This is a genomic window from Variovorax sp. DAIF25, assembly GCF_050711835.1.
GTDB lineage: Bacteria > Pseudomonadota > Gammaproteobacteria > Burkholderiales > Burkholderiaceae_C > Variovorax.
On record NZ_CP136636.1, the window covers coordinates 3166463 to 3177250 of the forward strand.

General features: G+C 68.9%; 11 protein-coding genes. 8 read left to right on the top strand and 3 right to left on the bottom strand.

What is annotated here, in order from left to right:
* Nucleotides 1-29 precede the first annotated feature (29 nt).
* A complete protein-coding gene (locus R0232_RS14645; RefSeq protein WP_093341372.1) occupies nt 30-1463 on the bottom strand; it encodes an aldehyde dehydrogenase family protein in 1434 nt (477 codons plus the stop codon).
* Between the two features lie 42 nt (nt 1464-1505).
* The gene (locus R0232_RS14650) at nt 1506-2063 is read right to left on the bottom strand and encodes a peroxiredoxin (RefSeq protein ID WP_431512551.1); all 558 of its coding nucleotides are present in this window, start codon (nt 2061-2063) and stop codon (nt 1506-1508) included.
* 166 nt (nt 2064-2229) lie between these two features.
* On the opposite strand from R0232_RS14650, the gene R0232_RS14655 reads away from it, so the two are divergent.
* From R0232_RS14655 to R0232_RS14690, 8 genes are all read left to right on the top strand, one after another.
* Entirely contained in the window at nt 2230-3813 is a 1584-nt protein-coding gene (locus R0232_RS14655) for a phospholipase D family protein (RefSeq protein WP_431512552.1), read from the top strand.
* Between the two features lie 9 nt (nt 3814-3822).
* A complete protein-coding gene (locus R0232_RS14660) occupies nt 3823-4617 on the top strand; it encodes a sterol desaturase family protein (protein ID WP_431512553.1) in 795 nt (264 codons plus the stop codon).
* Nucleotides 4601-5524 (top strand): fatty acid desaturase, encoded by a 924-nt coding sequence (locus R0232_RS14665; protein ID WP_431512554.1) that lies wholly within the window; start codon nt 4601-4603, stop codon nt 5522-5524. The genes R0232_RS14660 and R0232_RS14665 overlap by 17 nt, the downstream gene beginning before the upstream one ends.
* 3 nt (nt 5525-5527) lie before the next feature.
* On the top strand, nt 5528-7444 hold the full coding sequence (locus R0232_RS14670) for an iron-containing redox enzyme family protein (protein WP_431512555.1): 1917 nt from the start codon (nt 5528-5530) through the stop codon (nt 7442-7444).
* The gene (locus R0232_RS14675; protein WP_398498969.1) at nt 7431-8366 is read left to right on the top strand and encodes a DUF6999 family protein; all 936 of its coding nucleotides are present in this window, start codon (nt 7431-7433) and stop codon (nt 8364-8366) included. The genes R0232_RS14670 and R0232_RS14675 overlap by 14 nt, the downstream gene beginning before the upstream one ends.
* Nucleotides 8367-8383: 17 nt before the next feature.
* Nucleotides 8384-8755 carry a hypothetical protein gene (locus tag R0232_RS14680; RefSeq protein ID WP_208511219.1) on the top strand — a complete coding sequence of 124 codons (372 nt, stop codon included), beginning with the start codon at nt 8384-8386 and terminating at the stop codon, nt 8753-8755.
* Nucleotides 8742-9002 (top strand): hypothetical protein, encoded by a 261-nt coding sequence (locus tag R0232_RS14685; protein ID WP_057592505.1) that lies wholly within the window; start codon nt 8742-8744, stop codon nt 9000-9002. Before R0232_RS14680 ends, R0232_RS14685 begins: the two co-directional genes overlap by 14 nt.
* 256 nt (nt 9003-9258) lie before the next feature.
* Nucleotides 9259-9846: a hypothetical protein gene (locus R0232_RS14690; RefSeq protein WP_093341385.1), complete on the top strand. Its 588-nt coding sequence runs from the start codon at nt 9259-9261 to the stop codon at nt 9844-9846.
* 15 nt (nt 9847-9861) lie between these two features.
* Here R0232_RS14690 and R0232_RS14695 read toward each other — a convergent pair whose 3' ends face one another.
* Complete coding sequence (locus tag R0232_RS14695) at nt 9862-10713, bottom strand: metal-dependent hydrolase (protein ID WP_431512556.1); 852 nt, start codon at nt 10711-10713, stop codon at nt 9862-9864.
* Nucleotides 10714-10788 lie beyond the last annotated feature (75 nt).

The window sequence follows — 10788 nt, forward strand, 5'->3', positions numbered from 1 at the left end:
CGCCGCGTTTTTTCTTGAAGGGGGCGATCTCAGCCGTGCTTCACCGCCACCGTCTTCAGCGTGGTGAAGCCGTACAGCGCCTCGAAGCCCTTCTCGCGGCCATAGCCCGAGGACTTGACGCCGCCGAAGGGCAGCTCGACGCCGCCGCCGGCGCCGTAGTTGTTGATGAACACCTGGCCGCTGCGCACACGCTTGGCCATGCGGAACTGGCGCGCGCCGTTCTCGGTCCAGATGCCGGCGACCAGGCCGAACTGGGTGGCGTTGGCGAGCGCGACGGCTTCGTCCTCGTCGGCGAAGGCCATGGCGGCGAGCACCGGGCCGAACACTTCCTCCTGCGCGAGGCGGTGGTTCACCGGCACGTCGCGCAGCAGCGTGGGCGCCTGGTAGAAGCCGGTCTCGGGTGCTTCGTCGACCACGATGCCCTGCGCCACCATCGGGATGCCGGCCACCTGCGCGTCGCTCAGGAAGTCCCACACGCGCTGCTGCTGGGTCTGGCGGATCAGCGGGCCGACGTCGAGGTCCATCGCTGCCGGGCCCACGCGCAGCGCCTCGAAGGCATGGCCCAGGCGTTCGAGCAGCGGTTCGTAGATGGCCCGCTCGACCAGCACGCGCGAGCCGGCCGAGCAGGTCTGGCCGGCGTTCTGCACGATGGCGTTGATCAGCACCGGGATCGCCGCGTCGAGGTTGGCATCGGCGAAGATGATCTGCGGGCTCTTGCCGCCGAGCTCGAGCGTGACCGGGCAATGACGCTCGGCCGCCACCTGCTGGATCAGCGTGCCGATCTTCGGGCTGCCGGTGAAGCTGATGTGGTCGATGCCCTCGTGGCGCGCGAGCGCGTCGCCCACCTCGTGGCCGTAGCCCGTGACGATGTTGAGCGCGCCGGCCGGGAAGCCCACTTCGGCCGCGAGTTGCGCCACGCGGATCAGCGACAGGCAGGCGTCCTCGGCCGGCTTGACCACGCAGACGTTGCCGGCCGCGAGCGCGCCGCCCACGCTGCGCCCGAAGATCTGCATCGGATAGTTCCAGGGGATCACGTGGCCGGTCACGCCGTGCGGCTCGCGCCAGGTGAAGACGCTGTAGCCGTCCTGGTAGGGGATGGTCTCGCCGTGCAGCTTGTCGCAGGCGCCGGCATAGAACTCGAAGTAGCGCACCAGCGCGAGCGCATCGGCGCGCGCCTGCTTCACGGGCTTGCCGCAGTCGCGCTGCTCGATCGCCGCGAGCTCGTCGACGTGTTCGGCGATCTTCAGCGAGAGCTTGAACAGCAGCCGGCCGCGGTCGGCCGCGCTGACCTTGTGCCACACGCCCTCGAAGCAGTCGCGCGCGGCGCGCACCGCGCTGTCGATGTCGGCGGCATTGCTGCGCTGGATCTCGTCGTAGGGCTGGCCGTCGGAGGGGTCGATGACGGGGAGGGTGCGGCCGGAGGCCGAGGGAACGTCGGCGTTGGCGATGAAGTTGAGCTGCATGGGCCGGGATTTTGCGCGAAGCGGCGAAACCCCGCGCGGCGCCTACCGTGCGGCCCTGGGCAACGCCTTCACCGCATTGAGCATGCGCTCGACATGCTTGTCGGGATTGAGGTTCTGGTAGTACGAGGCGACCTTGCCGTCGGGCGCGATCACATAGGACAGCCGGTTGGCGAAGTCGGGCCGGGTCTGCATCACCGCGTCGAAGGACTGGATCACGGCCTTCGATTCGTCGGAGGCCACGGGAAAGCGGCTCTGGCAGGACTTGACCGAGAACTTCGACAGCGTGTCGATGTCGTCGGCCGAGACGCCGATCACCGTCGCGCCCAGGGCCGCGAACTGGTCGATGGCCTCGGCGAAGGCATGGGCCTCGATCGAGCACTCGTTCGAGTCGGCGGCCGGAAAGAAGTACAGCACGACCGGCCCCTTGGCGAGCGCATCGGCCAGCGAGTAGCGGAAGGTCTTGCCGCCGAGCGCGGCGGTGGCGGTGAAGCGGGGCGCGGGGTCGCCGATGTCGAGCGCGGCGCGCGCGGGTGCGCAGAGTGCCGCCGCGGCCAGGACGAGGGTTCCGAATGCCGCGCGCGAGAAGGTCGGAAGTTGCATGGCGGTGTGCTCCGGTCGCTGTGGGGGCGGATTCTAGGACGATGCAGCCGCTGAAACCGGCGCGGCGTGCGCTCCGTACTTGCTGCAGGGGGCAGCGCTCGAAAAGAGGGAAGATGCGGCCCCGGGAGCGCGCTCATCGCGCCGATGGTGGGGAAGGACGGAAGAAATGACGAATGCCTGGATCCGGCGCGCGCTGCGCCTCGTGTACGCCCTCGGCCTGGCCGCGACGCTCGCCGCCTGCGGTGCGCTGCCACCCGCGCGCGAACGGCCCGTCGAGCATGCCGCGGCCTTCGATCCCTCGACCCGGCTGGCGAAGATCGCCGAGGCCTCGACGCCGCCCGGCGAGCACTCGGGCTTCCGGCTGATGCCGCTGGGCGTGTATTCGCTCGACGCGCGCATCCAGCTCGCGCAGCGAGCCCAGCGTTCGCTCGTGGTGCAGTACTACCAGCTCGAGAACGACGCCACCGGCCGGCTGCTGCTGCGTTCGCTGCGCGAGGCGGCCGCGCGCGGCGTGCAGGTGCGCCTGCTGGTCGACGACCTCTACACCATGAAGAGCCAGCAGCTGCTGCTGGCGCTGGCCGCCGTGCCCAACGTGCAGGTGCGGCTGTTCAATCCCTTCTGCTGCGGGCGCGGCGGCGGGCTGCTGTCGCGCTTCGCGGCCTCGCCGCTGGAGATCGCGCGGCTCAATCACCGCATGCACAACAAGCTGTTCATCGCCGACGGCGCGATGGCCGTGGTGGGCGGGCGCAACATCGCCGATGAGTACTTCGTGCTCAGCGAGGCGCAGAACTTCATCGACATGGACGCGCTGGTGGTCGGCAAGGTGGTGCCGCAGCTCGAATCGATCTTCGACACCTACTGGAACAGCCGGCAGGTCTGGCCCGTGGCCGACATCGTGACGGGCGAGGGCGGCCGTGCGCCGGCGGCCGCCGATTTCGACGCCTGGATCGGCATGGCCGCGCCGCCCCCGAAGATCGTGCTGCCGCCGGTCGACATCCTCGGCTACGGACCGATCGCCGAGGAGCTCGACGCGGGCCGCATGGGCCTCCTGTGGGGCGAGGCGCGCGCCATCGCCGATCCGCCGACCAAGCCGACCACCATGACCGCCGAGGAGGCCATCGCCACCAGCGTGACGATGAAGGTCTGGACCCTGATGCTCGATGCGCAGAGCGAGGTCGACCTGACCTCGCCCTACCTGGTGCCGGGCGAGCGCGGCATGGCCGCCTTCGAGGAGCTCACGAAGCGCAAGGTCAAGCTCACGCTGCTGACCAACTCGCTGGCCGCCAACGACGAGCCGCTGGTGCACACCGGCTACGCGCGCTACCGCGAGCGGCTGCTGCGCAGCGGCGCCGATGTCTACGAGCTGAGCCCCAAGCGCACCAGCGCGGGCGAGCGCTTCGGCATGTTCGGCAAGTCGCTGGGCCGGCTGCATGCCAAGACCGCGGCCATCGACAAGCGCCGCATCTTCATCGGCTCGATGAACCTCGATCCGCGCTCGGCCAGCCAGAACACCGAGATGGGCGTGGTGGCCGACAGCCCGCAGCTCGCGCGCGAGATGCTGCGCGTGATCAACATCAGCAAGCTGCAGAACTCCTACCGGCTGCGGCTGGCCAAGGGCACGGGCACCCTGGAATGGCTCACGACCGACGGCGAGAAGGAGCTGATCCTGACCGCCGAGCCCGAGTCGGATTTCTTCCAGCGCTTCTACAACATGCTGATCGCCCCGATCGTGCCCGAGATGCTGCTGTAGCCTCGGGGGATGGCGCAGACCTTCACGTCCCTTTCCGCCCCGCAGGTGATGCTGTGGGGGCTGCTGTTCTTCGGCGGCATCTACCTAGGCTTCGGCGCGCTCAATGCCCTGCTGACCCGGCGCGTGCTGCCGGCGCTGGGCATCGGCCGGGTGCTCGACCCGCGGCCGCTGCAGCCCGGGCAACTGCGGCGCGAGCTCACGCAATCGGGCATCTCGGTGCTGATCTTCGGGCTCGGCATGGTGTTTCCCTGGGGGCTGCTGCAGCTGGGCTGGGCGCGGCTCGATCCCGATGCGGGCTGGCGCCAGGTCGTGCTGGAGATCGTGGTGCTCGCGCTGTGGAACGACGTGCATTTCTGGCTCAACCACCGGCTGCTGCACACGCGCTGGCTGCGGCGCTTCCACGGGCCGCACCACCGCTCCTTCGTGACCACGCCCTGGGCCACCTACAGCTTCCATCCGCTGGAGGCCGCGATGCTCGGCAACGTGATCCTGCTGCCGATGGTGCTGCACGACTTCAGCTTTTGGTCGCTGGCCTCGGTGCCGGTGTTCAGCCTGTTCTTCAACAGCGTCGGGCATTCGAACTACGACTTCTTCCCGCACGTGTCGTACAGCCACTGGTTCGCGGCCAGCCGGCGCCACCACCTGCACCACGCCTGCCACAACGGCAACTACGGCTTCCAGTTCACCTTCATGGACCGGCTCTTCGGCACCCGCATCGCGGCCGACGCGGCAGAGCCGCTGTTCCGGGGCTTTCGCGACAGGCAGCGCGGCCGTGCGGCCACGCACGATGGCAGGCCGGCCTGAGATGCCGCGGCTGCGTCACTGGCGCGACTGGCAGAGCCTGTTCTACCTGGCGGCCTTGCCGGCGCTCGCCGCCTGGCAATGGGTGCATGGGTTCAGCCTCTGGCTCTATGCGCCGATGCTGTTCCTCACGCTCGGCGTCGGCGTGATCCATCACAACCACGTGCACCTGCGCATGTGGCGCGGCCGGCGCATGAACCGGCTGACCGACTTCTGGATCACGCTGCTGCAGGGCCATCCGACCTTCGTGTTCTGGCCCGCGCACGTGGCGAACCACCACCGCCATCGCCATGGCCCGAAGGACGTGGCGCGCACCTACCGCTTCGGCGGCGACACCAACCACCTGCGCGGCTACCTGCTGCATCCGTTCCAGGCCGTGTGGGTGCTGTTCCCGCTGTTCATCGCGTGGCTGGGGCGGCTGCATCGCCATCGGCGCGGGGCCTGGCGCTACTGCATGGCGCAGTACGCGCTGTGGCTGGCGAGCTGGGCCATGCTGCTCTCGCTCGACTGGCGCAAGGCGTTGCTGTTCGTGATCCTGCCGCAGCTGCACGGCCTGCACTGGCTGCTGGCCACCAACTACCTGCAGCACGCGCATGCCGACGGTCGCCGGCCCGAACGAGGGGCGCGCGGTGATACCTCGGGTACCCCGCTGAACTACGCGCGCAATTTCGAGGGCTGGGTCAATCCGCTGCTGTTCAACATCGGGCTCCACACGGCGCACCACGAGAACCCGCATGCCCATTGGTCCGAGCTCAAGCATCTGCATCGCACGCATTACCGCGCGAGGGTCGATCCGTCGCTCAACGAGGGCGGGCTGGTGCCGTACATGGCGCGCGTGTTCGTGCTCGGCGCGGTCTGGCCGCGATGGCGCAGCCGACCGCTGATGCCGGGCGATTCCTTCACTTCCTGACACATGCCAGTTCCCTTCCAACGCGTCTACCTCGAAAGCGCCGGCTACTTCATGCCGGGCGACCCCGTGCCCAACGAGCGCATGGACGATTTCATCGCACCGCTCAACCGGATGTCCGAGCGCATCAAGCGCCGCATCCTGGCCGAGAACGGCATCCGCACGCGCCACTACGCGATCGATGCCGAAGGCGCGACGCGCCACACCAATGCGCAGATGGCGGCCGGCGCGATCCGCGACTGCCTGCGCCGCGGCGGCGCCGAGCTGTCGCGCGTGTCGCTGCTGGCCAGCGGCTCGTCGGGCGGCGACACGCTGATGCCCGGCTTCGCCAACATGATCCAGGGCGAGCTCGCGGCGGCGCCGATGGAGACGCTCGCGGTGCACGGCATCTGCGCGGCCGGCGTGTCGGCGATCCAGGCCGCCGCGCAGGGCATCGAGCTGGGCGCGCACCGCTCGGCGCTCGCGGTGGCCAGCGAGATGCCCTCGCGCCTGTTCAAGCGCTCGCGCTTCGCGGCGCGCGGCTACGAGACCGACTTCGACTCGCATTTCCTGCGCTGGATGCTGTCGGACGGCGCCGGGGCGCTGCTGCTGTCCGACGGCGCGCCCGCGCTGGCCGGTTCGCCGGGCCTGCGGCTGCGCCTGAAGTGGGTGCACCAGCGCTCGTTCTCGGGCGACTACCCGGTCTGCATGCAGCTGGGCCTGACCGAGGACCGGGCGCGCGGCCACCTCGACTTCGCCTCCTGGTCCGAGGCCGAGGCGGCCGGCGCGCTGTCGCTGCGCCAGGACATCCGGCTGCTGCCGCACCTGTTCGACATCGGCATCCACGAGTACGCGGGGCTGGTGCGCGACGGCTGGGTCGATCCCAAGCGCGTCGACCATTTCCTCTGCCACTACTCGTCGGAGAAGTTCATCCCGGTGGTCGAGGACCTGATGGCCAAGGCCGAGCTGTCGATCCCGCGCGAGCGCTGGTGGAGCAACCTCGCATGGCGCGGCAACACCGGGGCGGCGTCGATCCTGGTGATGCTGGCCGAGTTCCTCCATACCCGCGCGCTGAAGCCCGGCGAGCAGGTCTTCTGCTACGTGCCGGAGTCGGGGCGCTTCATGGCGGCCTACATGCTGTTCGAGGTCGAGGCGGTGGAGGCGCCGCCCGTGATGGTCGCGCCGCGCACTACCGTGGCTACGGCCGACGACGAGCTCGTGATCGCGCCGCCGCACGACCCGGCCGCCGCGCCCGAGGGCCTGGGCGCGCTGCTGACCGAGCTGGCCGCCATCTGGCACGACTACCGCTCGCGCGTCTGGCGTACGCCGCTCGTGCGGCAGATCCGCGAGCGCCGCTTCGCGGTGCCCGACTACCTGAACTGGATGGAGCAGTGGGTGCCGCAGGTGCGCGAAGGCAGCCTCTGGATGCGCGAGGGCGCGGCCTCGCTGAGCGAACCGTACCAGGCGCTGTCTTCGCTGATCGGCGTGCATGCGGGCGAGGAGCAGAACGACTTCCAGATCCTGTTCAGCGACTACCGCAAGGCCGGCGGCACGGTCGAGCGCATCGAGGACCTGCGCCGCAATCCGGGCGGCGAGGCGCTCAACGCCTACCTGCATGCGCTGGCCGCCACGCGCGACCCGATCGGCCTGCTGGGCGCGATCTACATCATCGAGGGCACGGGCCAGCGCATCGTGCCGGCGCTGCTGCCGCTGCTCAAGGCCAGCCTGCGGCTGCCGCCCGATGCCTTCCGCTTCCTCGAATACCACGGCCACAACGACGAGAACCACCTGAACCGCTGGCTGCTCGCGGTCGAGATGGTGATGGCCGTCGAGGGCCAGGCCCGCGCCGCGCGCCAGATCGCCGACACGGCGCGCCACACGGCCGCCCTCTACCTGATGCAGTTCCAGCACATCACCGAGCGGATTTCCCATGCGAACGCCTGAATTCCTGGCCCGCGGGCACGACGAGCGCGATCCCAGCCCCTGGCTGGCGCTCTACCTCGACCAGAGCACGCCGCTGCCCGACGAGGTCAAGGCGGCCTGGCTCGCCGATTCGAGCTCGGGCTCGCGGCAGTACCTGCTGCCGTTCCTGCGGCCGATCGCGCGCGCCACCATCATCCTGATCCAGGTGGTGAAGGTGTTCGTGCCGCGCAACTGGTCTCACTCGCGGCTGCTGCACCGCATCCTGGCCTGGGGGCTCCAGCATTTCGTGTCGCCCGAGGCCAACTGGCTGATCCTGCGGCACTTCCACCTGGGCTCGCAGGTGCTGGCCTTCATCGGGCGCAATTCGCCGGCGCCGGTCGCCACCTCGCCGCTGGAGCCGCCGGACATCGAGGCGCTGAAGGACGACATGTTCCTCAAGCACGACCTGAACCTGTTCAATTTCGTGATCCGGCTGAACCAGGCGCTGCGCGACCGCGGGCTGGCGCTGGGCAAGGCGGAGGCACCCGATTTCTCGATGATTCGGGAGCCCGCGTTGCGCCTGGAGGACATGCCGCGCGGCCGCCTCAACTTCCTGGACCTGCAGAGCGCCATCGAGCTGTTCACGCCGCTCTACCAGCTGATGCTGACCGACAACGACTTCTGGCGCGCCGCCAATTCGCTGCAACTGGATGAAACCATCGGCATCTATGCCGCCACCATCCTCGCGGCGCCCGAGCACCTGATCCTGGTCAACAACAAGCATCCGCTGGTGCCGCTGTCGACCCTGCGGGCCGGGCACCGGCTGGTGATCCATGGGCTCTCGACCGAAATGCTGCACAGCCTGCTGCAGCGCATGAAGGCCGCAAGGGCCGGCGAAGGCGGCGAATCCGGCTTCGTCCCGGCCGGGGAAGGGGCTTCGGCCGACACCCCGCCACTTGCATAGGGGTATGCTGTCCCCAGATGCAGACCATGAACACGACCCACACTCCGTCCCCCAAGACCGATCTGTCGGTGACCCATGTGCTGGCCCAGTTGCTCGAGCGGCTGGAGCACAGCAAGGTGCCCGTCGGTGCCGAGCAGTACCGCTCGGTGGTCGCGCACCTGGTGCACGAGTTCGAAGACGTCGAATCGGGCGCCGACCTCAGTCGCCTGCTCGACGCCTATCCGGCCGCCGCCGAGGTGTACGAGAACCTCAACTACCAGCACGCCGGCCTGTGCCGCTCCGCGCTCGACGCCTCGCTGGCGGCCGAGACCCGCGCCAGGGAAGCGATCGCGCGCGCCATGCGCCGCCCCGAACCGAAGAAGAAGGAAGAAACCGATGGCCAAGGCTGAGGTGAAGACTGCCGTCCTGGAAGACGGCCTGCGCTACAAGTCGAAGACGCCGGGGTCCCCGTTCCGCGCCTCCGCGTCGTTCAGCGGCGCCACCATGTCGTGCTTCATGTGCGGCAAGCACCGCGTGCGCTCGCAGCTGCGCACCCGCCAGGTGCTCGGCAAGTCCCAGACCGTCTGCGCGCCGTCCTGCAAGGCGCTCGACGAGGCGCTGGAAGCCGCCGCGGCCGCGCCGTCGTCGCCCGAATGACGCAGCGCCCGCCAGGGCGTTTTTCCGCGAGCCTCGTCTAGCACGGCGGGGCGACGCCTTGGCGACATGCCCGTGCGGGCATCGCGTCGTCCGACTTCCACAGCGGCCGCAATAGTTATACAGTTAGAAACAATTGATGCATGTAATTGCATTGGTCAAAAAGTTCTAATTTCAGGCCGACATCAGATGATTTGCAGCAAGGCAATGGGTGCTTTTGGCGTAGTGCGGCTGTCCGCGCGCGCAAAAGGAAGCTGCCGTGGCTAAACCGCGTCACGTCGTCATGCAGGTGGTCAAGCGGTCTTCGGGCAGCGCGTCGCACCATGTGGAATTCGTGATGGACGACAACTTCGCCGAGCGCCTGCGGCAGTTGCGTTCGCTGGTGCCGCCGCTGGGCAGCCTCAACAAGCAGCGCGACCTGGTCATCGACAAGGTGCGGGTGCGGCTGCCCAACGCCATCTGGCGCTCGGGCCACGGCACCGACAGCAGCGTGGACGGCTCGTGCATCGTGATCGCGGCCGAGGGCTCGTTCAACTGCGGCGGCAAGGACCGCCTGACGCGCGAGAAGCTGGTGACCTACAACTTCTCGATCGCGCGCCTGGTCGAGCTGCACGGCGAGCGTCCCGAAGGCGAGACCTTCTACATCCGCGACGGCACCTTCGCCAACGACGAGCCGGCCGAGTCGCCGGCCGGCCGCTGGGTGGCTTCGATGCACGAGCTCGAGGCCGTGATGCGCGTGCCCGATGCGCCCTCGGACTTCGACACCCTGCACGAGGTGCCGCTGCGCGTCGACCCGCAGCAGCAGGCCGGCGGCACGGTGCCGCAGCACCGCACCAGCTTCTTCTGAGGGGCCGCGCTCAGGTCAGGCTGCGGCGGTGTCCGGCTGCGTCGCGGCCGCGCCGACCGGCACATAGGCCGCGCGGTTGTCCACCAGCCAGCGTTCCGACAGGCTGCTGTCCTGCTGCGCCGGATGGAAATCGGCGCGCAGGTAGCGGCGCCACATCGCGTAGTTGCCGCGCAGCAGCCCGTCGCGCGCGAGCAGGATGCGCGCGGCGCTCTTCCAGGTCGACCATTTCCACAGCTGCTTCTCGTGCCGCAGGTTGGCCAGCGTCTGGTGCATCAGGTCGCCGAGGAACATCAGCGTGACGCGGCGGAACCAGCGCGTGCGCCATTCGTCGGAACCGCCCGCGGTCCGGTAGACGTCGAAGGCCACGCTCTTGTGCTCGAGCTCCTCGGCGCTGTGCCACAGCCACATGGTGCGCAGCCGGGGCTCGGCGCCGTCGAGGATCTGCGGATGCGCGAGCAGCCACTCGGCGAACATGGCCGTGAAGTGCTCGGTGGCGGCCGTCACCGCGAGCGCGTGGCGAGGATCGGCGCCTTCCATCAGCGACAGCCGCTTGCTCGCGCGCTCGGTCCAGCGGTCGACCAGGCCCTGCTTCTCGAGATGGGCGTTGAACAGCGAATGGATGCGCCGGTGCGTCGCTTCCTGGCCGATGAAGCCGCGCACCTCGGCGCGGTACTTGTCCTGCGTCTCGGGCGGCAGGGTGGCGACGGCATCGCGCACCGCGTCGATGAAGAACTGCTCGCCGAAGGGAAAACTCATCGACAGGGCGTTGAAGAAGGCGGTGGAGAATGCATCACCGCCGCACCAGTCGCGGGCAAACGGGGCCTGGAGATCGATCAGAAGGCGGCGGACGACGAGTTCGGTGCTCATGAAGACAATCCTCGTGAATCGGAATGGTGGTGGCAAGGGGGCGTGGTACAGATGCGTACCGCAATGCCTGCATGG